Below are 22,857 nucleotides of genomic sequence, written 5' to 3'. Positions count from 1 at the left end.
AGGGCATCATGTCGAACATCGACGCTTTCGCGAACAGCTTCCCGCCGGACATGCCCGGCGTCCCCCGAGTCGACGACTTCTCGGACGGCACCTTTCCCACCGACACCGACCAGCCCGAGACTCAGGGCGACGACCCGGTCGACGCCGAGCTGGGCGACGACGGACAGGGCGACCTCGCCCCGGAGGACGAGGGTCTGCAGCACAGCGGCGACGCGCCGACCGACCTGCGGGACGGCACCGAGTGAGCCTCGGCGGCGAACCCGGGGCCGACGTCCGGGGCCCGGAGCCCTCGGAAGAAGGAATCGCGGCGCTGATCGACGACCGCAACGCCGACGACCCTGACCAGGTCGGAGAGACTCCCGCGGGAAACGCGGGTGCCGACTCGGGGGGCTCCGGTGCAGTGCGCGTCGACCCGTCGTCGGAGTCGTCGGTGCAGGACGAGTCCATCCACAACGACGAGCCGGGCATCGGGACGCGCCGCTCGGGCGAGTGACCGACGCGACCCCTGAGGCCGCGACCGCTGCGAAGGAGATCTCGCTCGACGAAGGGCCGGCCGACGGCATCCGTCCTTCGTACGGCGGGATCTCCTTCTCTGCGCGTGCCGGCGGTCGTAGGATTCTGCGCGTGAGCAACGCACTCGACGACGGACCGTTCTTTCACGGCACCAAGGCAGACCTGCGACCGGGCGATCTGTTGACTGCCGGGTTCCCGTCGAACTACCGGCCCGAGATCGTGATGAACCACATCTACTTCACGGCGGTGGCCGATGGTGCGGGCCTCGCCGCAGAGCTCGCTCCGGGGGAGCGCGAGCCGCGGGTCTACGAGGTCGAGCCGACCGGTGACTTCGAGAACGACCCGAATGTGACCGACAAGAAGTTCCCCGGCAATCCGACCCGCTCCTACCGCAGCAGCGCGCCGTTGAGAGTCGTCCGCGAGGTGCTCGACTGGACGCGACTCGCACCCGAGGCGCTCGCCGCATGGCGCGAACGGCTTGCGGCCCTGCATTCCGACGACCGCGCGGAGATCATCAACTGAGGCTGTCGGTTCGGGTCGTCTGCAGGATCCCGGCACGTATGCAGGAGAAGAGCCGGGGTATGGTCCTGCACACGTGCGCGAATCCTGCGATCGAACAGACTCGGACCCGGGTCAGCGGATGAGTCGCTGCGCGAGCGCTCCGAGGATGCGGTCGATGACGACGAACACGTAGCCGACCGCGACGAGGGCGACGGTCAGCGCGATGATCCACTGAGCGACGCCCGCGAGCCCGAGCACGTCGATGTCCATGAAGGGGTACGGAAACGCGTGTCCCGGCGTGAACTCCCCGCCGAGCGCGCCGTAGGCGAAGGCCCAGGCCAGATACGCATAGGGCAGGAGCGTCCACAGGGGCGGATCGATCCAGCGGAACGACCCCTTCGGCACGAAGACGAGCCAGTCGACGATCACGAGCACAGGGGTGATGATGTGGATCAGGTTGTCGGTGAGCGAGAAGATCTCGGCGTCGCCGTCGGCGAACCGTGCGGGCACGAGCACGATCAGATAGATCAGCATGGTCACGGTGATCGCGAACATCACAGCCCCGCTGCCCCGGGCGCTGGGGGTCGAGGTGCCGAACCGTCCACTCCGTCGCAGATCTCGGACCGTGCGGACGATGAGGAGCACCACCCACGCGAGGCACAGCAGGTTGCTGACCATCGTGTAGAACAGCACGGTCGTCCACGCCGGCTGACCGCTCAGCAGGTCGGCGTGCCGGATGATGCCGGTCAGGATGACGGCAAGTGCCACGACCCGGTAGACGAGTGCGGCCGGTCGGACGTTGACCGCGGCGCGGGAGAACAGCGGGGTGCGACGGGGCTCGGATTCCGGAAGGGCGGAAGCCGTGGGCAGGGAGACGACGGCTCTGGACATCCTTCGAGGCTACGCGTTGTGAGGTGGCGTCGACGCCGCGTCAGCGCCGCACCGGGTCGGAGTCGCCGTCGAGGAACCGCTCGAGGTCGCGCAGCGTCGGCGCGGCCTCCCAGTCCCCGGGGACGAGACAGGCCATCGCGCCGCAGGCGTTCGCCCGGCGCAGCACGGTGGTGAGATCCTGACCGTCGAGCAGGGCGCTGAGATATCCCGCGACGAACGCATCGCCCGCGCCCACCGTGTCGACCGGATCGATCGTGAACCCGGGGGCCTCCGCCACCGATCCGGCCGTGAAGACCGTGGCGCCGTCCGGACCCTGCTTGAGCACGGTCGTCGCGCATCCGGCTTCCCGCAGGCGCTCCGCGGCGTCGGCGACCGAAGCACCCGGATAGAGGATCTCGAATTCCTCCCCGCCGCCGAAGACGATATCGGCACGCTCCGCGATTTCGCGCAAGACGGGCCCTGCGACATCGGGCGACGCCAGCGCCGAGCGGTAGTTGATGTCGAAGCTCACGGATGCTCCGGCTGCCCGGGCACGATCGATCGCCGCGTGCACGGCGGCCCGGGCGGTCTCTGACAGCAGGGGCGTGATGCCGGTGATGTGCAGCAGCGACGCGTCCTCGACCCAGCCGTCGGGCAGATCCTCGGGTCGCAGCCGCGAACCGGCCGACCCTGCGCGGTAGTAGTGCACCGCAGTGGATGCCGCAGAGGGGCGCTCCTTCACCATGAGGCCGGTCGCGGCATCCGCGTCGACGATCTCTTGCACGTCGACGCCCTCACCGCGGATCTCTCGCACGACGCGTTCGCCGAAGGAGTCGTCGCCGACCCGGCCCAGCCACGAGGTCGCGACTCCGAGCCGAGCGAGCCCGATCGCGACGTTGCTCTCGGCGCCGCCGATGCCGAACGCCATCGAATTCGCGTGGCGCAGCGAGCCGATCTCGGTCGTGCGCACGAGCGCCATGGTCTCGCCGAGAGTGACGACAGAGGGCGAGGTCACGCGGAGCTCCGCGCGCAGACATCGACGAACGCGGCGGCGCGCTGCCGCAGCGCCTGCAGGTCGCCGCCCGCGAAGGCGTCGCCCAGCAGCGGGCCACCGACGCTGACCGCCACGGCACCGGCACGCAGCCAGGCCTCGGCCCCGGCCAGGTCGACGCCGCCCGAGGGCACAGCGACGAGGTCGGGAAACGGGCCGCGCAGATCCTTGAGGTAGGACGGACCCACCTGACCTGCCGGGAACACCTTGACCGCGGATGCTCCGGCCGCCCACGAGGCGAAGAGCTCCGTCGGGGTGAGTCCGCCCGGCACGATCGGCACGCCGGCATCCGTCGCCTGCGCCACGAACTCCGTCGAGGTGATCGGCGTCACGATGTAGGCCGCACCGACTTCGATCGCCCGCGCCAGGTCGACCCTGTTCGTGACGGTGCCGATGCCGAGGTCGATCGCGTCGCCGAAGCGGGCCAGCAGCTGCGGGAAGTGCTCGAAGGTGCCGGGCGTGGTCAGCGTCAGCTCGACGCTGCGGATGCCGGCGTCCACCAGCACGTCGAGCACGGCGTCGTAATCCTTCGCCCGCTGCGCGCGGGCGACGACGATCAGGCGCGAGTCGACCGTGCGCTGCGGAAGCGCGAGCCGACGAGCCTCACCAGTCATGGACGGTCCCGTCGAGCAGACGGTTCACCGGCAGATACGCCTTGGTGTACTCGTGGCCGGCCGCGGCATCCTCATCGAGGTCGACGCCGAGACCCGGCTGGTCGCCGGGGTGCAGGAAGCCCTTGTCGAACGTGAAGGACGTCTGGAAGACCTCGAGCGTCTGCTCGTTGTGCGGCATGTACTCCTGGATGCCGAAGTTGTGGATCGCCAGGTCGAGGTGCAGCGCGGCGGCCATACCGACAGGAGAGATGTCGGTCGGCCCGTGGATGCCGGACTTGATGCCGTAGATCGCGGCGAAGTCGAGCAGCTTCTTCATGGCCGTGATGCCGCCGGTGTGGGTGACCGCCGAGCGCACGTAGTCGATCAGCCGCTCGGTGATGAGCGTCTGATAGTCGAAGACCGAGTTGAAGACCTCGCCGATCGCGAGCGGCGTCGTGGAGTGCTGGCGCACGAGGCGCAGTGCGCTCTGGTCTTCGCCTGGGGTGCAGTCCTCGAGCCAGAACAGGTCGTAGGGCTCGATGTCCTTCGCGAAGCGCGCGGCCTCGATCGGCGACATCCGGTGGTGTCCGTCGTGCAGAATGCGGAGGTCGGTGCCGAAGTCCTCACGGATCTGCGAGAAGATCCCGGGCATGTGGTTGAGGTAGTTGCGGGTGTCCCAGGTCTCTTCGCTGGGACGGTCACCCGAGCGCTTGGCGGGCTCGTAGTCGTAGCGCACGCCGGGTCCTGCGGCCGAGACGCCGTAGATCTGGCCGAGTCCCGGCACGCCGGTCTGCACGCGAACGGCGGTGAAGCCGAGCTCCTCGTATCCGGTGATCGCGTTCTTCAGGGCGGCGTAGTCGGTGCCCGAGGCATGGGCGTACACGCGGACGCCCTCACGGCTCGCGCCGCCGAGCAGCTGGTACAGCGGCATCCCGGCCTTCTTGGCCTTGATGTCCCACAGGGCCATGTCGACCGCGGCGATCGCGGCCATGGTGACGGGGCCGCGACGCCAGTAGGGGCCGCGGTAGAGGTACTGCCAGGTGTCTTCGATGCGGTCTTCGTCGCGGCCGATCAGCATCGAGGCGACGTGGTCGGAGAGATACGAGGCGACGGCGAGCTCGCGTCCGTTGAGCGTGGCGTCACCCAGGCCGACGATTCCGTCGGAGGTCGTGATCTTGAGGGTGACGAAGTTGCGTCCGGGGCTGGTGATGATGACGTCGACGAGCTCGATGGTCATGGCGTTCTCTCCTGGGAGTGCGGGGTGAGGTTGTGGGGTGCGGGCGTTCGGGCGCCCGCACCCCTGGTCGTGATGAGCGGTGCGGTCAGATCGCGTCGCGCGGATCGGTCAGGTCGCGGCCGGCGACCTCCGGCATCCAGATCGAGGCGATGAGCGCGCACAGCGTGAAGACGAACAGCATGATGATGATCGGGATGAACGACCCCGTGGCGGCCGACACCCATGCGGCCGCGATGACGGGGCCGGCGCCGGTCGCCACGATGGCGGCGATCTCGCGAGCCATGGCCGTGAACGTGTACCGGTTGCGCGATCCGAACAGCTCGGGGAGCGTCAGGTTCTCGAGCGAGGCGAAGCTCATGACCGCGAGGTTGTGCAGCACCACGTAGCCGACGAAGACCTGCAGGGTGTCCTTGCTGTTGATCATGAGCATCGTCGGGACGATGACGATGAGAGCGATGATCGCCCACACCATGTACATGCGCTTGCGGCCGAAGCGGTCGCCGAGCCAGCCCGACAGGGGCACCGTGATGAATGCGACGAGAGACGAGACGATCACGGCATTGACGCCGATCGAGCGGTCGAGCAGCAGCACGACGGTGATGTAGCTGATCAGGTAGGTCTGGATCATGCCCGAGTTGCCGGCCTGTCCGAAGCGCAGCAGCAGCGCGATCGAGAACGCCTTCCAGGGCTTGCGGTTCATCGCCTCGAGCGTGCGGATGTCGTTGGTCTCGGTGGCGAGCTTCACGACCTCGTCGCGCGAGAGCGCCTTGCCGTCGACGACGTCGTCGCGCTCTTCGAAGACCGGGGTCTCCTTGAGGTTGAAGCGCACCCAGATCGCGAAGAGCATGATGACGGCGCTCGCGATGAAGGGGATGCGCCATGCCCAGGCGATGACCTCGTCTTCGCTGTATGCCACGAGCAGGATCGCCCAGATGCCCGAGGCGAGCAGCGTGCCGCAGTTGGTGCCGAGCGCGACGAGCGAGGCGATGATGCCGCGGCGCTTCGCCGGTGCGTACTCGGCGAGCATGACGCCCGCGCCCGAGATCTCGGCACCCGCGCCGAAGCCCTGTGCGATGCGCAGCAGCACGAGCAGGATCGGAGCGAGCACGCCCACCTGCGAGTACGTCGGCAGGAAGCCGATGAGGGTCGTCGCGAGACCCATCAGCAGGATCGTGTAGAAGAGGACCTTCGTGCGGCCGGTCTTGTCACCCAGGCGGGCGAAGAAGAACGCGCCGACCGGACGGGCGACGTAGCCGACGCCGTAGGTGGCCATCGCCGCGACGACGGCCACAGCGGGGTTCTCCGACGAGAAGAACAGATCGGCGAAGACGAGTGCGGCCGCCAGCGAGTACAGCTGGTAGTCCATGAACTCGAGCGCCGTGCCGAGCCAGCCGGAGATGGCGGCGCGGACGAGGTCTTTGACCGACCTCTTCGCGGCGGGATCGGCGGCCGAGGCCGTCGTCTGGGTGTCTGACATGGGAGGTACTCCTTCGGACCAGGGAAACAGGAGGGGTGTGTCGGGTTGTGCGCTAGAGGGAGAGCAGGACCTTCGCCGAGGCCGACGAGTCGCGAGCGAGCTCGAAGGCCTGGACGGCGTCGGATGCCGGGAGGACGTGCGAGATGACGGAGTCGAGAGCGTCGGATTCCGCCAGCAGGGCGACCGCGTCGTCGATCTCGGTCGAGAAGCGGAAGGCGCCGCGGATCGTGAGCTCCTTGGCGAGCATCGGGGCGAGGTTCACTCCGATGTCGGCGTTGGGCAGCATCCCGACCTGCACGATGGTGCCGACCCGGCGAGCGGCGCGCACGGCCTGGGTGAGCGCGACCCCGACGCCGGAGCACTCGAAGACGACGTCGTACGACTCGTTCTCGATCGTGTCGCGGCCGACGAGTGAGACCTCGGTCGCGCCGAGTGACGTCGCGCGGTCGAGGGGCTCTTCACGCACATCGCTGGCTCCGACGACCGCAGCGCCCGCGTGGAGTGCCGCGGCCACGACGAGGAGCCCGATGGGGCCCGCGCCAATCACGAGCACCCGCTTGCCGGTGATGTCTCCCGCGAGGCTCACGGCGTGGATCGCGACGGCCAGCGGCTCGGCGAGGGCTGCACGCTCGAGTGGAAGGGAGGCGGGGAGCACGCGGACCATGTGGTCTTCGACGATCAGCAGCTCGGATGCCCCGCCCTGACGGTGCGGGTTCGCCGCCGCGCTGCCGAAGTAGTCGCCACCGGGGCGCAGGTGCGGGTGGTTCTCGAGGCCGGGGACCTCGACTCCGTATCGCGCCGGGTGGACGGTGACGGGGGTGCCGGGCGCCAGGCGGCCCGAGGGGTCGAGATCGACGACGCCCGAGAGCTCGTGACCGGGGGTCAGGGGCTCGCGGATCGTGTACTCGCCGTTGGCGCCATGGAAGTAGTAGTGCAGGTCCGAGCCGCAGATGCCGACGTAGTTCACGCGGAGGCGCACCTCGCCCTCGCCGGGGCTGGGCGCCTCGCGGTCCTCCCAGCGGATGTCTTCCTTGCCGTGGATGGCGAGAGCCTTCATGGCTGCATCTCCTTGATAGTGGCCTCGGATGCCGAGACGGCATCGGTGATCGCGGCGTCGACGCCCTGTCGACGGATGATGTCGACGAACTCGCCGACACGGGCGATGAACGCATCCTGAGATCCGAGTCCATCACCGAAGAGGTGCAGTTCGCCGATCACGCGCTGCGCGAGTTCGCGTCCGTCGCGCGCGCTCGCCGCGTACCCCGCAAGACGCTCGCGAGCGCTGTCGGTCATCGCCGCGGCGTGCAGGCCGGGGTCGAAGCCGGGCAGCGGTGCGATGCACGACAGGTAGCCGGCGACGGTCAGCGCGATGAGGTGCGGCATCTCGCCGTTTCGCAGCGCGAGCAGAGCCGGCTCAGGGATGCGCTGGCGCAGCTTGACCGAGCCGTCGGTGCCGACCTGGCTCGTGCGGTGACCCAGAGCGCTGTTGGCCCACCGGTCGAAGAGCTCGCTCTCGTAGGCGCGGATGTCGACGCCCGACGGCACCTCGATCGACGGCTCGTATTCTTTGCGCAGTACGGCGCGGGCGGCCTTCTCGATGCCGTCGAGTCCGATGGCCTCAGGAATCGTGCCGACACCGCTGAGCGCGCCGAGATAGGCGATGAGCGAGTGGGTCCCGTTGAGCAGCCGCACCTTCATCTGCTCGTAGCGACCGACCTCGTCGGTGAACACGGCGCCGCCGGCCTCCCACGCAGGGCGTCCGCCGGCGAAGCGGTCTTCGATCGCCCACATGGTGAACGGCTCGGCGGGCACGGGGATGTCGTCGCGAGCGCCGAGCAGGGTGCTGACCCGGGTGCGCATCTCGGCGGTGGTCGCGGGCACGATGCGGTCGACCATGCTCGAGGGGAACGACACGGCGCGGTCGAGGAACGCGAGTGCGTCGGCGGCTTCGGACCCGGGCAGCTCGTGCAGGAATTCGCGCACGAGCTTCTCCGTGTGGGCGCCGTTGGCCGAGAGGTTGTCGCAGCTGAGGATCGAGATCGGCGTGCCACCGGCGGCGGCGCGAGCCTGCAGGCCGCGGGCGAGCTGTCCGATGGTCGAACGAGCCGGACCACCTCGCAGGTCGGCGCGCACGGTGTCGTCGTCGAGGTCGAGATGCTGCGTCGCAGGGGAGTAGCTGTAGCCGTTCTCGGTGACGGTGAGCGTCACGATGCGGATGCCGGGGTCGGCGACCTGCGCGACCACGCGCTCGGGCTGCTGGGCACCGACGAAGGCATCGGTGTGCACGCCGGGGATGGTGAGCGATGTCGTTCCCGGTGCGATGGTCGCGACCGAGTAGAGCATGTCCTGAGCGTGCATCGCGTCGACGATGGCGCGCGATCGCGAGGCGACACCCACGATTCCCCAGTCGCCACCCGCGGACTGCAGGGCTGCCGCGGTGTAGACGGCCTGGTGCGCGCGGTGGAAGCTGCCGAGCCCGAGGTGCAGGATGCCGGCACCCGTGGGGGTCGTTCCCGGGGTGGCGCTCGCGGTGGTGGTGCGGCGCAGGACCGGTGTCTCGATGCTCACGCGTCGGCTCCTTCGCTCTGGGCCGCGCACCCTGATGGGTGATCGGCGATGATCGTCCTGCAAACAGTGTGAATGAGTTGTACAAACTTGTCAAGCCATCTTTCATCGGCCGCGCGGACCGTAGGATGACGGGGAGGGTGGGAGCAGAACATGGCGGCAACACTGACGGACGTGGCTCGGCACGCAGGCGTGTCGATCGCCACCGCGTCGCGTGCCTTCGGCGAGCCGGACCGGCTCGCCCCCGGCACGCTCGGCCGCGTGCTCGAAGCCGCGACGGAGCTCGGGTACGCCGCCCCGCAATCGGCCTCAGCGACCCGCACCTTCGGGGTCGTCGTTCCCGATGTGTCGAACCCGGTCTACGCCACGCTGCTCAAGGCGATTCAGGGCCAGGCATGGCACGGGCGCCACCGCATCGTGCTGTTCGATGCCGACGAGGACCTGCGCCGCGAACGCGAGCAGATCGAGCAGGCCCGCAAACTCGACGGCATGCTGCTGTGCTCGCCGCGCCTGCCCGACGACGAGGTGCTCGCACTGGTCGGCGACACCCCCTACGTCGTGGTCAACCGTCAGATCGACGGAGCGCCCTGCGTGCTCATGGACACCGAGAACGGACCGGGCCAGGCGATCGAGCATTTGGTCGCGCTCGGGCACACGCACATCGCCTACGCCTCGGGGCCGCGAGGCTCGTGGGCCGACGTCCACCGAGCCGACACGGTCGCCCGCGCGTGTGAGCGCCACAGCATCCGCCTCACCCGCCTCAGCCACCACGCCGCGTCCATCCAGGGTGGCCGCGCAGCTGCCGCGCTCGCCGCGGCGAGCGGAGCGACCGCCGTCGTCGCCTACAACGACCTCGTGGCCCTGGGGCTGGAAGCCGGGATGCTCGAGCTCGGCAAGAGGTGCCCTGCCGACATCAGCATCGTCGGCATCGACGACATCGACCTGGCGGGCGCGGTCACGCCGGCGCTCACGACCGTGCGCATGCCGATCGAACGCAGCGGAGCGCTCGCGGTCGATCTGCTGCTGCAGGCCATGAACGGCACCGCGCTCGACGACGTCGTGACGCTGGGGTCTCAGCTGATCGTGCGGGCCTCGACGGCTGCTCCCGCGTCCGCCTGAGGGGCGCGTCTTGGTGATCAGCGTCGGATCGAGTTCACGACTGCGGCTGCCAGGTCCGCGGTTGCACCGCCTCAGCGGATGATGCCCTTCTGCCGAGCGGCGGAGACCGCGGCGGTGCGGGAGCCGACGTCGAGCTTCGAGAAGATGTGCGCGAGATGCGACTTCACGGTCGTCTCGCTGACGAAGAGCCGCTCTGCCACCTCGCTGTTCGATCGCCCTGCGGCGACGAGCTCGAGCACGTCGATCTCACGGCTGCTGAGGCTGACGCGCGGTGCGCGCATGCGGTCGAGCAGTCGGGATGCGATGACAGGAGCGAGCGCGCTCTCGCCCGCAGCGGCCGCGCGCACGGCGGCGGTGAGCTCGTGCGGTGGGGCGTCTTTCAGCAGATAGCCGCTCGCGCCCGCCTCGACGGCTCCGAGGATGTCGGCATCCGAGTCGTAGTTCGTGAGCACGAGAACGTAGGGCGGAGCGTCGAGCGCTCGGATGCGTCGGGTCGCGTCGACCCCCGTGGCCCGGGAGTGCGACCCGAACTGCAGGTCCATCAGCACCACGTCCGGATTCTCGCGCTCGGCGCAGGCGACGGCCTCGTCGGCGGTGGCTGCCTCTGCGACCACGTCGAGATCGGGCTCGAGACTGAACAGGGCGGTGAGGCCGGCGCGGACGATGGGGTGGTCATCGGCGATGACGAACCGGATCATGCGAACTCCGCCAGGGGGAGGTCGACGGTGAGCGTCGTGCCTCGTCCGGGCGCCGCATCGATCTCGAGTCGTCCGCCCAGCTGCTGCACTCGTTCGGCGGTGGCACGCAGACCGAAGGAATCCGATCTCTCGGCGGTGCCCCGCTTCGGGATGTCGGTGTCGAACCCGGTTCCGTCGTCTTCGACGGTGAAGCGCAGGCGGTCGTCCTCGACGCTAATGGTGACCGTCGCCGTCGTCGCGTGAGCGTGCTGGATGACATTGGCGATCGCACCCTGCGTGATGCGCAGCAGCGCGGTCTGCAGATGCATGGGCAGGACGACCGTGTCGGACACCCGGACCTGCACGTCGAGTCCCTGCGACGCCCACTCGGTTCGCGCCGGTCGTCGGAGGGCCCCGCCGAGGGACTGATCGTCGAGCTGGGGAGGGGTCAGCTCGCGGATGAACCGCCGCGCCTCGACGAGGTTCGCGGCGGCCGTCTCGCGGGCGAGCCGGATGTGCTCGATGCCGGGGCGCGTGTCGTCGGCACGGTCCGCCGCGTGCAGCAGCATCTGGATGCTGGACAGCCCCTGCGCGAGGGTGTCGTGGATCTCGCGGGCGAGTCGGGCGCGTTCGGCGAGGACGCCTGATTCGTGCTCACGGGCGGCGAGCTGTCCCCGTGTCGTGAGCAGTTCGCTGACCAGCGCTTCGCGCTGCTCGGCCTCTCTCGCCAGAGCCTGGTAGCCGAGGCCGATCAGCAGTGCGACGCCGGCGCCGACGAAGGGACCGACGACGCCGCCGACGCTCCATCCGCCGTGGAGTCCGAGTGCGCAGACAGCGATGATCGTCGCCACTAGGATCGCGGCCGACCCCGCCCAGCGGCCCAACAGGTGCAGGAACAGGAAGAACAGCGGAAACGCGAGATAGGCGGCGTCTGCGCTCATCCAGAGCAGACCGAGCCACTCGACGAACAGCACGGCCAGCCAGACCAGGGAGAAGAGTCGTCGCCGCCGGGAAAGCCGGGCGAGGGCGATACCCGCCGCGTACGTCGCGGCAAGTATCAGCGACAGCGCGACGGCGGGGATGCTCCATTCCGACGGGTCGAGCACCGCACGAGCGATCACGACGCCGGTCAGCGCGAAGAAGAGAACGTGCAGGCCTGTCCGCAGACCCACGAACACCGGGGTCAGAGCGGTATGCGCCATGGCTCGAACTCTACGCCGACGCAGCAGCCGTGGCATCGTCCGAAAGGACGATCACGGCATCCTCGATCCGGCCGCGCAGAGCTCTTCGAGCGGCCGATGACGCTGCCGCCGCCGACGGCGAAAGTGGAATGGTCCCCGCATCGAGGACAGGAAAGGCTCACCATGTTCGTCGCGTTACGCGATCTCCGCTTCGCCAAGGGTCGATTCATCCTCATCGGCTCCGTCGTCGCCCTCATCACCCTTCTCGTCGGGTTCCTCAGCGGACTGACGGGCGGGCTCGCCATCCAGAACGTCTCGGGCGTGCTCGCCCTGCCCGCAGATCGCATCGTGTTCTCGGCGCCCTCGGGCGACGGCGCGGCGCCCAGCTTCGCGGACTCCGCGATCACCGAGCAGCAGGCGGACGACTGGGCCGAGACGGCGGGGGTGAGCGAGGCGCGCCCCCTCGGCATCAGTCAGACCCGCGCCGAGACCGACGACACCCGTGCCGCGATCGCGGTGTTCGGGGTCGAGCCCGGTTTCGATGCCCACGCCCCCACCGCGGACGGTCTGCTGCGACTGTCGGTGCCCGCTGCGGATGCGCTCGACGCGACGGTCGGGGAGCAGATCGAGATCGCCGGTGTCTCCTACGACGTCGAGACGATCGAGGGAGACGCCTGGTACAGCCACACTCCCGTCGTGCAGATGACCCTGCGCGACTGGCAGGCGTACTCGGCATCCACCGGCAACCCCGATGCCTACGCGACCGTCCTCGCCGTCACGGGTGCGCCCGACTGGGATGCCGCGGATGCCGCGCAGGACACGGTCTCCGAGACCACCCTCGGCTCTCTGACCGCGCTGAGCGCCTTCCGCTCGGAGATCGGATCGCTCCTGCTCATGGTGGCCATGCTGTTCGGCATCTCGGGTCTCGTCATCGGGGCGTTCTTCACCGTGTGGACCATGCAGCGCAAGGGCGACGTCGCCGTCCTCAAGGCGCTCGGCGCGAGCACGCGCTCCCTGATCCGCGACGCGCTGGGCCAGGCGCTGGTCGTGCTGCTGATCGGCATCGGCGTCGGCCTGGCGCTGGTCACCGTACTCGGCCTGCTCGCCGGAACCGCCCTGCCGTTCCTGCTCAGCCCTCTCACGACCGTCCTTCCTGGCGCCATCATGATCGCCCTCGGGCTCGCGGGTGCCGCATTCGCCCTGCGATCCGTCACCTCTGCCGACCCCCTCACCGCACTCGGGAGCAATCGATGATCCGCCTGAACGACATCACTCTGACCTTTCCCGATGGTGACTCCCGCGTGACCGCCGTGGACGGAGTCTCGCTCACCGCCCACCCGGGAACCGTCACCGGCATCACCGGACCCAGTGGCTCGGGCAAATCGAGCCTGCTCGCCGTCGCCGGAACCCTGCTGCGTCCGGATTCCGGTGAGATCCTCATCGACGGCAGCGACGTGACCGCGCTCGGCCCGGCCCAGGCGACGCGTCTGCGGCGGGACCGGATCGGGATCGTCTTCCAGCAGTCGAACCTCATTCCGTCGCTGACCGCACGAGAGCAGCTGGGTGTCATGAATGAGCTCGGGGCCCCGGGCAGCCGCCGTCGCCGCGCCGAGGTGAGCGTTCGTGCCGAGGAGCTGTTGTCGGCGGTCGGCCTCGCCGAGCACGGTCACAAGCGCCCCAACCAGCTCTCGGGAGGGCAGCGTCAGCGTGTCAACATCGCCAGGGCGCTGATGAACGACCCGAGCGTTCTGCTGGTCGACGAGCCCACGAGTGCCCTCGACCAGGAGCGCGGGGCGGCGATCATCGACCTCATCCTGCGGCTCACCGACGAGAGGAACACCTCGACGCTGCTCGTCACGCATGACCTCGTGCACCTCCCGCGCATGCACGGGGTGCTGCATCTCGTCGACGGCCGGGTCGTCGACGGCCGCGTCGTCGACGAAGCCCTCCCGGGCCGCTGAGTCGGAGCCGATCGGATGCCCGCGGAGTACGCTCGCTGATGTGGGGCGGATCACGACGAGGCGACCGATACTGAAGCTCACTCTCGGAGAGGGGGCGGTTCGCCGAGCCGACACGCTGGCCGTCGAGGAGCCGCTCGAGATCAGGGTCGCGGGAGCACCGCTCGCGGTCACGATGCGCACGCCCGGGCATGACGTCGAGCTGGCGGCGGGGTTCCTGGTGTCGGAGGGGTTGATCGCCGACACGGCCGACTTCCACTCCGCGATCCACTGCGGCGGACCCGGCACCGGCGGCCAGGAGAACACCTACAACGTGCTCGACATCAGCCTCGCGCCAGGCGTCGCGCTCCCTGATCCCGATGCTGCTCGGCGCTTCTACACGACCAGCTCCTGCGGTGTGTGCGGCAAGGCCAGCATCGACGCGGTGCGCACGGTGTCGCGGCATCCGGTCTCTGACGACGATGTCGCCGTGGAGGCCGCCCGGATCGCGGCCCTGCCCGAGCGACTGCGCGCCGAGCAGGCGGCATTCGACAAGACAGGCGGCCTGCACGCCGCCGCGCTCTTCGACGCCGACACGGGCGAGCTGCTCGTGCTGCGTGAAGACGTGGGGCGGCACAACGCTGTCGACAAGGTGGTCGGGTGGGCGCTGCTGAACGGTCGGCTGCCTCTGCGCCGACAGGTGCTGCAGGTGTCGGGTCGCGCGAGCTTCGAGCTCGTGCAGAAGGCGGCGATGGCCGGCATCCCGATGCTGAGTGCGGTCTCTGCCCCGTCGTCGCTGGCGGCGGAGTTGGCGGAGGAGGCGGGCGTCACGCTCGTCGGGTTCGTCCGCGGACGAACCATGAACGTCTACACCCACGCGCATCGAGTGCGCATCGAGGATCTCGGCCCGGCTGAGCATCCGGCGGAGGGAGCGATCCATGCTCGATAGCCACGAGACCGCGGGACCCGCGGGAACGTCCGGGACGGCGTTCGGGCTGATGCCCGCCGAGCCGCGGCAGGGCGGATACGGCCCGCGCACCGATCGTGCCTGGTCGCGCGCGCCATACCGGCATCCGGCCGCGGGCTGGGGCGCCGCCGCGTCGGTCGGGCGCGTGGTGCTCGAGCAGCGCGAACCGATCGCCGGGCCGCTCGCGATGCTGCAGATGAACCATCCCGTGTCGGGTTACGACTGCCCCGGATGCGCCTGGCCGGACGACCCGGGCACTCTGAAGCTCGACATCTGCGAGAACGGCATCAAGCACGTCACGTGGGAGATGACCCGCAAGCGCGTCGACCGCCGGTTCTTCGCCGACCACTCGGTCACCGAGCTCGCGACCTGGACCGACTTCGACCTCGAAGACCAGGGACGTCTGACCGAGCCGATGTCCTACGACGCCGCGACCGACCACTATGTGCCGATCTCGTGGGACGACGCGTTCGCGCTGGTCGGAGACGAACTGCAGAGGCTCGACAGCCCCGACGAAGCGTCCTTCTACACGTCCGGGCGGCTCAGCAACGAAGCCACGTTCCTCTATCAGCTGATGGTGCGCGAGTACGGCACGAACAACCTGCCCGACTGCTCGAACATGTGCCACGAGGCCTCCGGCCGCGCACTCAAGGCGTCGATCGCCACCGGCAAGGGCACGGTCGACATGCACGACTGGGACGCCTGCGACGCTCTCTTCGTGCTCGGTGTCAACGCGGCATCCAACGCTCCGCGCATGCTCACGGCGCTCTCGGATGCCGTGAAGCGCGGCGCTCAGGTCGTGCACGTCAACCCGCTCGTCGAGGCGGGAGCGACCCGAACGATCGTGCCGCACGACTTCGTCGACATGGCCCGCTTCACGGCCACACCCACGAGCACCATGAATCTGCAGGTGCGGCCCGGCGGCGATCTGGCGCTGATCCGCGGCATGTCGAAGGTCGTCTTCGAGGCGGCCGCGGACGACCCATCGGTGCTCGACAGCGAGTTCCTCGCAACCCTGACGAACGGCGTCGACGAGTACCGCGCACTGGTCGATGCCACGACCTGGGCAGACCTCGTTCTCCAGTCCGGTCTCACCGAGGAGCAGATCCGGGCAGCCGCCGCGGTCTATCTGGCCTCGGAGCGCACGATCATCAGCTGGTGCCTTGGCGTGAGCCAGCACGAGCACGGCGTCGACACCGTGCGCGAGATCGTCAATCTGCTGCTCCTGCGCGGCAACATCGGTCGCCGGGGCGCGGGTCCCTCGCCGATCCGCGGGCACAGCAACGTGCAGGGCAACCGCACCTGCGGCATCGACCACCATCCGACGGATGCCTGGCTCGACCGCCTCGCCGACGTGTGCCGCATCGATCCGCCGCGGCATCCGGGACTCGACACGGTTCGCACGATCGAGGCGATGCACGACGAGCGCGTGAAGGTCTTCGTCGGCATGGGCGGCAACTTCGTGCTCGCAGCCCCGGACACCCCGTTCACCGCGCAGGGTCTCGAGAAGTGCCGCCTGACGGTGCAGGTGAGCACGAAGCTGAACCGCAGTCACCTGGTGCACGGCGAGAAAGCGCTCATCCTGCCGTGCCTCGGCCGCACCGAGCGCGACCAGCAGGCGCAGGGTCCGCAGGGAGTCACCGTCGAGGATGCGATGAGCATGGTCCACCTGTCGAGGGGACGCAAGCAGCCGGCATCCGCGTATCTGAGGTCGGAGCCGGCGATCATCGGAGGGATCGCGAAGGCGACCCTGCCGCACACCGCGACACCCTGGGACTGGTACATCGGCGACTACGACAACATCCGCGATGTGATGGCGAAGGTGCTGCCGGGGTTCGAGGGGTTCAACGACCTCATCCGCGATCGGCACGGCTTCCGCATCCCGCAGCCGGCAAGGGATCGTGTGTTCGAGACGGCGTCGGGTCGGGCCGAGTTCTCGCTCGCGCCGCTGCCGGACGTCATCCCTGAGTCATCCGAGACGCTCGTGCTGCAGACGGTGCGCTCGCACGACCAGTGGAACACGACGATCTACTCCAACGACGACCGGTACCGCGGCGTCAAGAACCTGCGCGAGCTGGTCTTCCTGCACGAGGACGACATGCGCGATCGCGGGCTCGTCGAGGGCGATCTCGTCGACATCGTGTCGACGTCGAAAGACGGGTCGACGCGGATGCTGAGGGCGTTCCGCGCCGTGCCGTACGACCTGCCGCGCGGCAGCGCCGCCGGGTACATGCCTGAGATGAACGTGCTGGTCGGGCGAAAGGACTTCAGCGTGCAGAGCGATCAGCCGCTCATGAAGAGCATCCAGGTGACGGTGTCGCGCAGCGCGCCCTGACCTGAACTGCGCTCGTCGGTGCTCAGGCGTCGGCGGTCACCGACTGCAGCGCGTGCACGACGGGGGCGAGCTCGGGCTGCGTGATCGCCTCGCCGAGCGCACGCTCGAGGGTCTCGTCGTGGATCGGATGCGCCTGCTCGTACAGCGCCAGGCCGGCGGGGGTGAGCTCGGTGTAGATGCCTCGACGGTCATCCGCACAGAGGATGCGGGTGAGCAGCCCGCGATCTTCGAGGCGTGTCACGAGGCGGGTCGTGGCGCTCGGGCTCAGCGCCGTCGCACGGGCCAGCTGCTGCATGCGCATGTGCCAGCCGTCCTGTCTGCTGAGGGCGTCGAGCACGGTGTACTCGACGACCGAGAGGCCGGCGGAGGTGCCGAGCGCCTTCTCGAGGTCGGCCTCGATGATCCCGTGCAGAGCGGCGAGGGTGCGCCAGCCGCGCGCACGGATCTCGACAGCGTCATCTGAGATGCCCACAGTGACCTCCAAGTAGTTGCTTGCGCTGGGTAGTTGCGTGTGCAATGATTATCCGTCGGACGCAATATCCCGCGTCTGCAACTACTTTAGCAGAGGACCACGGAGCACACCCATGCCACTCGGACTCATCGCACTCGCCATCGGCGCCTTCGGGATCGGACTCACGGAGTTCGTGATCATGGGCCTCCTCCCCGACGTCGCCACCGACTTCGGGGTCACCGAGGCCACGGCCGGCTGGCTCATCTCGGGTTACGCGCTGAGCGTGGTGGTCGGCGCCCTCGGCCTCACCGCCGCGACGACCCGTCTGCCGCGCAAGCCCGTGCTGCTCGGCCTCGTCGTGCTGTTCATCGCGGGCAACGCGATCACGGCCCTCGCACCCGACTACACCGTCGCCATGATCGGTCGCATCATCGCGGCCCTGTGTCACGGAGCCTTCTTCGGCATCGGATCGGTCGTGGCCGCCGAGCTCGTCGCTCCCGAGAAGAAGGCGCGCGCGATCGCGATCATGTTCACGGGCCTCACAGCGGCGAATGTGTTCGGGGTTCCGTTCGGAACCTTCCTCGGCCAGCAGTTCGGCTGGCGGTCGACGTTCTGGGTCATCTCGGCCATCGGCGTCGTCGCGTTCGCGGGGATCGCCCTGCTCGTCACGGCGCCGAAGGAGACCGGTGAGCAGATCAGTCTGCGCGGCGAGCTGCACGCCTTCCGATCGGGGCAGGTGTGGCTCTCCCTCATCGTCACCGCGCTCGCGTTCGGCGGCATGTTCGGCGCCTTCACCTACATCGCCTATACGCTCACCGGCGTCGCGGGCTTCGCCGACTCGACCGTTCCCTGGCTGCTGGTGCTCTTCGGCATCGGGCTCGTCGCGGGCAACTGGATCGGCGGACGCCTGGCCGATCGCTCGATCGACAGAACCCTGCTCGCCTTCATCGCCGCTCTGGTGGTCGTGCTGGTGCTGTTCGGGTTCGTCGCCTGGTCGCAGCCCGTGACGATCGCGATCCTGGTGCTGATGGGCGCTTTCGGATTCGGCACGGTGCCAGGGCTGCAGAGCCGCATCATGCACTACGCCGGCGGGGCGCCGACCCTCGCCTCCGGAGCCAACATCGGCGCGTTCAACGTGGGCAATGCCCTCGGAGCCTGGGCAGGCGGTCTCGGCATCGCCGCAGGACTCGGCTACACATCGCCCATCTGGATCGGCGCCGCGATCACGGCATCCGCACTGGTCGTCATGGTGATCGCGGTGGTCACGGCCCGGCGGTCGTCGCCCCTCGCCACAGGCACGCTCCAGACCGTGGCCGCGTAGCTCCCATCGATCCGCAGAGAGAAAGAAGCACGAGCATGAACGCTCCCACCATTCCCACCGTCACCCTGAACAACGGCATCGAGATGCCGCAGCTCGGCTACGGCGTGTTCCAGGTGCCTGATGCCGAGACCACGGCAGCCGTCGCCGGAGCCCTCGATGCGGGGTACCGCAGCATCGACACCGCGGCGATCTACGGCAACGAGTCCGGAGTCGGACGGGCGATCGCCGACTCGGGCATCGCTCGCGACGAACTGTTCGTGACCTCGAAGGTGTGGATCTCCGACCACGGATACGACGCGACCCTGCGGGCGTACGACGCATCGCTCGAGCGGCTCGGCCTCGATCACCTCGATCTGTATCTGATCCACTGGCCGACGCCCGCTCTGGAAACGTATGCGGACACCTGGCGGGCGCTCGAGAGCCTCTATCGCGAAGGACGAGTCCGGGCGATCGGCGTCTCGAACTTCGAACCGGAGCACCTCGAGCGCATCGAGACCGAAGGCGGCGTCGTGCCCGCCGTCAACCAGATCGAACTCCACCCGGCGCTGCAGAATCGAGTCGTCGCCGAGGCGAACGCTCAGCGGGGCATCGTCACCGAGGCGTGGAGTCCGCTCGCACAGGGGGCCGTCCTCTCCGACCGCTCCGTCGTCGAGATCGCCGAGCGCCACGGCCGGACGCCGGCGCAGGTCGTGCTGCGCTGGCACCTGCAGCAGGGACGCATCGTGATCCCGAAGTCGGTCACCCCGGCTCGCATCGCGGAGAATCTCGACGTGTTCGGTTTCGAGCTCACCGGCGACGAGCTGGCGGCGGTCGATCTCCTCGAGCGCGACGGCCGCACCGGTCCGCACCCCGCCGAGTTCAACGGCTGAGATTCTCGGGCGGTCATGCGGGCGCAGCGATCACTGCGCCCGCATGAACTCCTCGGCCGCCTGCACCTGAGCGGCGGAGGGGCGGATGCCGGTGTAGAGCACGAACTGCTCGAGGGCCTGCAGGGTCGCCACCTCGGCGCCGGTGATGACCGTCTTGCCGGCAGCGCGACCCGCGGAGATCAGGGGGGTCTCGGCGGGCAGGGCGACGACATCGAACACGACGGATGCCGCCGCGATCTGCTCCTCGGTGAACGACAGTGCGTGCTCGTCGTCACCGCCCGCCATGCCGATGGGCGTGATGTTCACGATGACGTCGGCGTTCGCGGCATCCGCATCCGCCGTCCAGGCGAACCCGTAGAGGTCTGCCAGTCCGCGACCGCGCTCCTCGTTGCGCGCCGCGATCGTGACGTGTGTGAATCCGGCGTCGCGGAAGGCGGCGGCGGTCGCCTTGGCCATTCCGCCCGAGCCGCGAAGCAGCACCGACGACGCCGGGTCGAGGGAGTTGCGCTCGATCAGCTGAGCGATCGCGCTGTAGTCGGTGTTGTACGCGGTGAGCACCCCGTCGTCGTTCACGATCGTGTTCACCGAGTCGATCGCGGTCGCCGACGGATCCATGTGATCGACGAGCGCGATGACATCCTCCTTGAAGGGCATCGAGATCGCGCAGCCGCGGATGCCGAGGCCTCGCACGCCCGCGATCGCCTGGCCGAGGTCGGTCGGAGCGAACGCCTTGTAGATCCAGTTGAGGCCGAGTTCCTCGTAGAGGAAGTTGTGAAAGCGCGTGCCGTTGTTGCTCGGCCGCGCGGACAGCGAGATGCACAGGGTCATGTCCTTGTTCAGCATGGTCACCGCACCAGGCTACTCGCGCACTCCGCTGTGTCTTTGCCACTGATGGCGGTCGACGTCAAGCCCCCTTGGCGTGATCGAACCGCCTCCCCTATCGTGAAGGTGCATGCACAGGGGATTGATCGTCTCCGTCTTCCCCAGAGACGGGCTGCCTTCCCCAGAGGCAAAGGCGATCCGTGCATGCGATTGGGCCCTCTCGAGTAGTTCTGTCCCCAACGGACTGCTCGAGAGGGCCGCTGCCGTTTGTCCTCTTCTCACAAATTTCGAATCTGTCCCCCAAATGGGGGACAAAAGCTCGCGCGAGGGGTTAGGCTGGAATCTGACGCACCCTCCGGTCGTCTTCGGCCCTCATCGCTCCCCCCGCGGTGAGGGCCACACCATTTTCTGACGGGTCCGCGCGCCACCGTCACATGACCGTGCGTGACTGCTCATGCAACATTTGGGTTACGGGCTGACATCAGGACTTCCGCTCAGCGCGTGCTCCACTAGCGTGGAGCACGTCGGGGCATCCTGCGTCGGCTTCTTTCCAGCAGAACAGGCAGTACATGAGCACCCAGGGCACGGTTAAGTGGTTCAACTCGGAGAAGGGCTTCGGCTTCATCTCCCCCGACGACGGCGGCGCTGACGTTTTCGCGCACTACTCCGCCATCGAGTCATCCGGCTACCGGTCTCTCGAAGAGAACCAGCGAGTCGAGTTCGACGTGGCGCAGGGCCCCAAGGGCCTGCAGGCTGAGAACATCCGTCCGCTCTGAGAGCGGACGTCATAGAACTCCCCGACCGGAGGTCTGCACTCGTTGCGACCCCCGGCGGGGAGTTCTGTGCTTTCCGGCGGACCGACGCTCGGGAGGAAGACTGCAGTCAGCCGAGCAGAAGCGCGCGCAGCTCGTCGGCGGATGAGGCGCGGAATGCCGCGTCGTCGCCTTCATGGGTGTCGCTGAACCCCCACTCGACGAAGATCACCGGCACACCGTTGGCATTGCCGCCCTCGACGTCGTGGTGGCGATCGCCGATCAGCACGGGTCGCGAGACATCTGCGCCACGCTCGGCCAGACGACGCAGCGCCTCGGCGACGATGTCGGTCTTCGACGCGAGGGTAGCTTCGTCGGGCGTGGCACCGACCGTCGTGAGGAAATACGGACGCAGCTCGAAGAAGTCGACGATCGCATCGACCTGGATCTCGGGCTTCGAGCTGGCGGTCGCCTGGGGCACGCCGGCCGTGTGGAGATCACGGATGATCTCGGGCACGCCCGGGTAGGTCGCGACGTCGGTCGTGTATCCGTCGGCCTTGCCGAGCGTGCGGTAGAACGCCACCGCTTCGGCCGCCTGCTCGGGGGTCATCGCGGCCTGGGCCTGGAACGACTGGAACATCGGCGGTCCGATCCAGTGCACGAGCTGCTCACGGGTGGGGGCCGGGTGGCCGAAGTGCGTGAGGGCGACGTTCAGGCGGCGGAGGATGCCGACCGACGCGTCGGCGATCGTACCGTCGACGTCCCAGAGCACGCACGAATAGGGGGAAGAAGCCATGCCTTCCAGCCTATGGGGAGTGCACGACTCGACCGACCGCCGTGGGCATCTGTGCAGGACCCTCAGAACAGACGAGGGATGCCGGACTCGATGCCCTTCATGTCGTCGTAGTCGAGCACGAGGCAGCGGATGCCGCGATCCTCGGCGAGCACGCGTGCCTGCGGCTTGATCTCCTGCGCGGCGAAGACGCCCTGCACGGGAGCGAGGTGCGGGTCACGCCCGAGCAGCTCGAGATAGCGGGTGAGCTGCTCCACGCCGTCGATGTCGCCACGGCGCTTGATCTCGACCGCGATGGCCGCGCCGTCGGCATCCCGCACGAGGAGATCGACGGGGCCGATGGCCGTCGGGTACTCGCGGCGCACCAGCGTCGCGCCATCCGAGATGCGCTCGACCTGCTCGGCGAGCAGACGCTGCAGGTCGGCTTCGACGCCATCCTTCTGCAGGCCGGGGTCGACCCCGAGGTCGTGGTCGGTGTCGTGCAGGATCTCGTAGATCTGCACCCGCAGCGCGTCGCCCGTCTTCTTGTGTGTCACTCGCCACACCTCGGTGACGCCGGCGATCGACTCCTCTTCGCCGGGCTCTTCGGCTGCGAGAGAGCACGGCGGGCTCATCCAGTTCAGCGGCTTGTAGCTGCCGCCGTCGGAGTGCACGAGCAGGCTGCCGTCTCCCTTGTGCACGAGCAGACGCGTGGCAAGCGGGAGGTGGGCATTGAGCCGGCCCGTGTAATCCACGGAGCATCGGGCGATGACGAGACGCACCCGTCGAGCCTACTTCGTCGGCGCCATCCCTTCTGCGGCGACGGGCTTCGGCGTCGGAGTTTCCA

General features: G+C 68.6%; 24 protein-coding genes. 11 read left to right on the top strand and 13 right to left on the bottom strand.

All coding sequences use genetic code 11. The annotated features are described in order from the left end of the window. Positions 1-8 precede the first annotated feature (8 nt). From AB0N61_RS12155 to arr, 3 genes are all read left to right on the top strand, one after another. Entirely contained in the window at positions 9-245 is a 237-nt protein-coding gene (locus tag AB0N61_RS12155; protein ID WP_167947473.1) for a hypothetical protein, read from the top strand. Next, complete coding sequence (locus tag AB0N61_RS12150) at positions 242-493, top strand: hypothetical protein (protein WP_363364383.1); 252 nt, start codon at positions 242-244, stop codon at positions 491-493. Before AB0N61_RS12155 ends, AB0N61_RS12150 begins: the two co-directional genes overlap by 4 nt. A gap of 131 nt (positions 494-624) precedes the next feature. After that, a complete protein-coding gene (gene arr, locus AB0N61_RS12145) occupies positions 625-1,035 on the top strand; it encodes an NAD(+)--rifampin ADP-ribosyltransferase (protein WP_363364381.1) in 411 nt (136 codons plus the stop codon). A 111-nt stretch (positions 1,036-1,146) separates the two neighbouring features. Here the strand turns inward: arr and AB0N61_RS12140 are convergent, their stop codons facing one another. The 7 genes from AB0N61_RS12140 to AB0N61_RS12110 all read right to left on the bottom strand — a co-directional run bounded on the left by AB0N61_RS12140 (position 1,147) and on the right by AB0N61_RS12110 (position 8,810). Further along, on the bottom strand, positions 1,147-1,905 hold the full coding sequence (locus AB0N61_RS12140) for a Pr6Pr family membrane protein (protein WP_363364378.1): 759 nt from the start codon (positions 1,903-1,905) through the stop codon (positions 1,147-1,149). A 40-nt stretch (positions 1,906-1,945) separates the two neighbouring features. Then, entirely contained in the window at positions 1,946-2,899 is a 954-nt protein-coding gene (locus tag AB0N61_RS12135; RefSeq protein ID WP_363364376.1) for a sugar kinase, read from the bottom strand. Beyond that, positions 2,896-3,549 (bottom strand): bifunctional 4-hydroxy-2-oxoglutarate aldolase/2-dehydro-3-deoxy-phosphogluconate aldolase, encoded by a 654-nt coding sequence (locus AB0N61_RS12130; RefSeq protein ID WP_363364374.1) that lies wholly within the window; start codon positions 3,547-3,549, stop codon positions 2,896-2,898. Before AB0N61_RS12130 ends, AB0N61_RS12135 begins: the two co-directional genes overlap by 4 nt. Further along, positions 3,539-4,765 carry a D-mannonate dehydratase ManD gene (gene manD / locus AB0N61_RS12125; protein WP_363364372.1) on the bottom strand — a complete coding sequence of 409 codons (1,227 nt, stop codon included), beginning with the start codon at positions 4,763-4,765 and terminating at the stop codon, positions 3,539-3,541. The genes AB0N61_RS12130 and manD overlap by 11 nt, the downstream gene beginning before the upstream one ends. A gap of 85 nt (positions 4,766-4,850) precedes the next feature. Continuing rightward, the gene (locus tag AB0N61_RS12120) at positions 4,851-6,242 is read right to left on the bottom strand and encodes an MFS transporter (RefSeq protein WP_363364370.1); all 1,392 of its coding nucleotides are present in this window, start codon (positions 6,240-6,242) and stop codon (positions 4,851-4,853) included. 52 nt (positions 6,243-6,294) lie between these two features. Further along, positions 6,295-7,299 carry an L-idonate 5-dehydrogenase gene (locus AB0N61_RS12115; protein WP_363364368.1) on the bottom strand — a complete coding sequence of 335 codons (1,005 nt, stop codon included), beginning with the start codon at positions 7,297-7,299 and terminating at the stop codon, positions 6,295-6,297. Then, positions 7,296-8,810, bottom strand: coding sequence for a mannitol dehydrogenase family protein (locus AB0N61_RS12110; RefSeq protein ID WP_363364366.1), 1,515 nt, complete (start codon positions 8,808-8,810; stop codon positions 7,296-7,298). Before AB0N61_RS12110 ends, AB0N61_RS12115 begins: the two co-directional genes overlap by 4 nt. Before the next feature lie 171 nt (positions 8,811-8,981). Between AB0N61_RS12110 and AB0N61_RS12105 the strand changes: the two genes are divergently transcribed. Next, entirely contained in the window at positions 8,982-9,926 is a 945-nt protein-coding gene (locus tag AB0N61_RS12105) for a LacI family DNA-binding transcriptional regulator (protein ID WP_363364364.1), read from the top strand. Between the two features lie 71 nt (positions 9,927-9,997). Here the strand turns inward: AB0N61_RS12105 and AB0N61_RS12100 are convergent, their stop codons facing one another. Beyond that, a complete protein-coding gene (locus AB0N61_RS12100) occupies positions 9,998-10,624 on the bottom strand; it encodes a response regulator transcription factor (RefSeq protein WP_363364362.1) in 627 nt (208 codons plus the stop codon). Further along, positions 10,621-11,805, bottom strand: coding sequence for a sensor histidine kinase (locus tag AB0N61_RS12095; RefSeq protein ID WP_363364360.1), 1,185 nt, complete (start codon positions 11,803-11,805; stop codon positions 10,621-10,623). Before AB0N61_RS12095 ends, AB0N61_RS12100 begins: the two co-directional genes overlap by 4 nt. A 162-nt stretch (positions 11,806-11,967) precedes the next feature. Here AB0N61_RS12095 and AB0N61_RS12090 point away from each other — a divergent pair, with 162 nt between their 5' ends. The 4 genes from AB0N61_RS12090 to AB0N61_RS12075 are packed head-to-tail and all read left to right on the top strand — an operon-like array spanning position 11,968 to position 17,023. Beyond that, complete coding sequence (locus AB0N61_RS12090; RefSeq protein WP_363364357.1) at positions 11,968-13,038, top strand: ABC transporter permease; 1,071 nt, start codon at positions 11,968-11,970, stop codon at positions 13,036-13,038. Further along, positions 13,035-13,745, top strand: a complete 711-nt coding sequence (locus AB0N61_RS12085; RefSeq protein ID WP_363364354.1) for an ABC transporter ATP-binding protein — start codon at positions 13,035-13,037, stop codon at positions 13,743-13,745. The genes AB0N61_RS12090 and AB0N61_RS12085 overlap by 4 nt, the downstream gene beginning before the upstream one ends. A gap of 40 nt (positions 13,746-13,785) precedes the next feature. Beyond that, positions 13,786-14,670 (top strand): formate dehydrogenase accessory sulfurtransferase FdhD, encoded by an 885-nt coding sequence (gene fdhD / locus AB0N61_RS12080; protein WP_363364353.1) that lies wholly within the window; start codon positions 13,786-13,788, stop codon positions 14,668-14,670. Then, positions 14,660-17,023, top strand: a complete 2,364-nt coding sequence (locus AB0N61_RS12075; RefSeq protein WP_363364350.1) for an FdhF/YdeP family oxidoreductase — start codon at positions 14,660-14,662, stop codon at positions 17,021-17,023. Before fdhD ends, AB0N61_RS12075 begins: the two co-directional genes overlap by 11 nt. Before the next feature lie 22 nt (positions 17,024-17,045). On the opposite strand, the gene AB0N61_RS12070 is transcribed toward AB0N61_RS12075, so the two are convergent. After that, entirely contained in the window at positions 17,046-17,495 is a 450-nt protein-coding gene (locus AB0N61_RS12070) for a MarR family transcriptional regulator (protein WP_363364348.1), read from the bottom strand. A gap of 112 nt (positions 17,496-17,607) precedes the next feature. Here AB0N61_RS12070 and AB0N61_RS12065 point away from each other — a divergent pair, with 112 nt between their 5' ends. Both AB0N61_RS12065 and AB0N61_RS12060 read left to right on the top strand, forming a co-directional pair. Beyond that, positions 17,608-18,795, top strand: coding sequence for an MFS transporter (locus AB0N61_RS12065; protein ID WP_363364346.1), 1,188 nt, complete (start codon positions 17,608-17,610; stop codon positions 18,793-18,795). A gap of 35 nt (positions 18,796-18,830) precedes the next feature. Then, the gene (locus tag AB0N61_RS12060) at positions 18,831-19,664 is read left to right on the top strand and encodes an aldo/keto reductase (protein ID WP_363364345.1); all 834 of its coding nucleotides are present in this window, start codon (positions 18,831-18,833) and stop codon (positions 19,662-19,664) included. A 30-nt stretch (positions 19,665-19,694) separates the two neighbouring features. Here the strand turns inward: AB0N61_RS12060 and AB0N61_RS12055 are convergent, their stop codons facing one another. Continuing rightward, entirely contained in the window at positions 19,695-20,513 is an 819-nt protein-coding gene (locus AB0N61_RS12055) for a shikimate 5-dehydrogenase (protein ID WP_363364342.1), read from the bottom strand. Between the two features lie 542 nt (positions 20,514-21,055). On the opposite strand from AB0N61_RS12055, the gene AB0N61_RS12050 reads away from it, so the two are divergent. Further along, a complete protein-coding gene (locus AB0N61_RS12050) occupies positions 21,056-21,262 on the top strand; it encodes a cold-shock protein (protein WP_042540947.1) in 207 nt (68 codons plus the stop codon). A 106-nt stretch (positions 21,263-21,368) separates the two neighbouring features. Here the strand turns inward: AB0N61_RS12050 and AB0N61_RS12045 are convergent, their stop codons facing one another. Together AB0N61_RS12045 and nucS are read right to left on the bottom strand one after the other, a co-directional pair. Next, positions 21,369-22,034, bottom strand: coding sequence for an HAD hydrolase-like protein (locus tag AB0N61_RS12045; protein ID WP_363364340.1), 666 nt, complete (start codon positions 22,032-22,034; stop codon positions 21,369-21,371). Between the two features lie 62 nt (positions 22,035-22,096). Further along, positions 22,097-22,792 (bottom strand): endonuclease NucS, encoded by a 696-nt coding sequence (nucS, locus tag AB0N61_RS12040; RefSeq protein ID WP_167947429.1) that lies wholly within the window; start codon positions 22,790-22,792, stop codon positions 22,097-22,099. Positions 22,793-22,857 lie beyond the last annotated feature (65 nt).

Source organism: Microbacterium sp. NPDC089320, from assembly GCF_040684875.1.
Taxonomy (GTDB): Bacteria; Actinomycetota; Actinomycetes; order Actinomycetales; family Microbacteriaceae; genus Microbacterium.
This window is presented reverse-complemented; position numbering and strand designations above follow the sequence as displayed.

What these genes read in the sequence shown, in the direction of transcription:
- AB0N61_RS12155 (WP_167947473.1), top strand. Translation starts at nt 9, where the DNA reads ATGTCGAACATCGACGCTTTCGCGAACAGCTTCCCGCCGGACATGCCC.
- AB0N61_RS12140 (WP_363364378.1), bottom strand. Translation starts at nt 1,905, where the DNA reads ATGTCCAGAGCCGTCGTCTCCCTGCCCACGGCTTCCGCCCTTCCGGAA.
- AB0N61_RS12130 (WP_363364374.1), bottom strand. Translation starts at nt 3,549, where the DNA reads ATGACTGGTGAGGCTCGTCGGCTCGCGCTTCCGCAGCGCACGGTCGAC.
- manD (WP_363364372.1), bottom strand. Translation starts at nt 4,765, where the DNA reads ATGACCATCGAGCTCGTCGACGTCATCATCACCAGCCCCGGACGCAAC.
- AB0N61_RS12120 (WP_363364370.1), bottom strand. Translation starts at nt 6,242, where the DNA reads ATGTCAGACACCCAGACGACGGCCTCGGCCGCCGATCCCGCCGCGAAG.
- AB0N61_RS12115 (WP_363364368.1), bottom strand. Translation starts at nt 7,299, where the DNA reads ATGAAGGCTCTCGCCATCCACGGCAAGGAAGACATCCGCTGGGAGGAC.
- AB0N61_RS12100 (WP_363364362.1), bottom strand. Translation starts at nt 10,624, where the DNA reads ATGATCCGGTTCGTCATCGCCGATGACCACCCCATCGTCCGCGCCGGC.
- AB0N61_RS12095 (WP_363364360.1), bottom strand. Translation starts at nt 11,805, where the DNA reads ATGGCGCATACCGCTCTGACCCCGGTGTTCGTGGGTCTGCGGACAGGC.
- AB0N61_RS12090 (WP_363364357.1), top strand. Translation starts at nt 11,968, where the DNA reads ATGTTCGTCGCGTTACGCGATCTCCGCTTCGCCAAGGGTCGATTCATC.
- AB0N61_RS12085 (WP_363364354.1), top strand. Translation starts at nt 13,035, where the DNA reads ATGATCCGCCTGAACGACATCACTCTGACCTTTCCCGATGGTGACTCC.
- AB0N61_RS12075 (WP_363364350.1), top strand. Translation starts at nt 14,660, where the DNA reads ATGCTCGATAGCCACGAGACCGCGGGACCCGCGGGAACGTCCGGGACG.
- AB0N61_RS12065 (WP_363364346.1), top strand. Translation starts at nt 17,608, where the DNA reads ATGCCACTCGGACTCATCGCACTCGCCATCGGCGCCTTCGGGATCGGA.
- AB0N61_RS12060 (WP_363364345.1), top strand. Translation starts at nt 18,831, where the DNA reads ATGAACGCTCCCACCATTCCCACCGTCACCCTGAACAACGGCATCGAG.
- AB0N61_RS12050 (WP_042540947.1), top strand. Translation starts at nt 21,056, where the DNA reads ATGAGCACCCAGGGCACGGTTAAGTGGTTCAACTCGGAGAAGGGCTTC.
- AB0N61_RS12045 (WP_363364340.1), bottom strand. Translation starts at nt 22,034, where the DNA reads ATGGCTTCTTCCCCCTATTCGTGCGTGCTCTGGGACGTCGACGGTACG.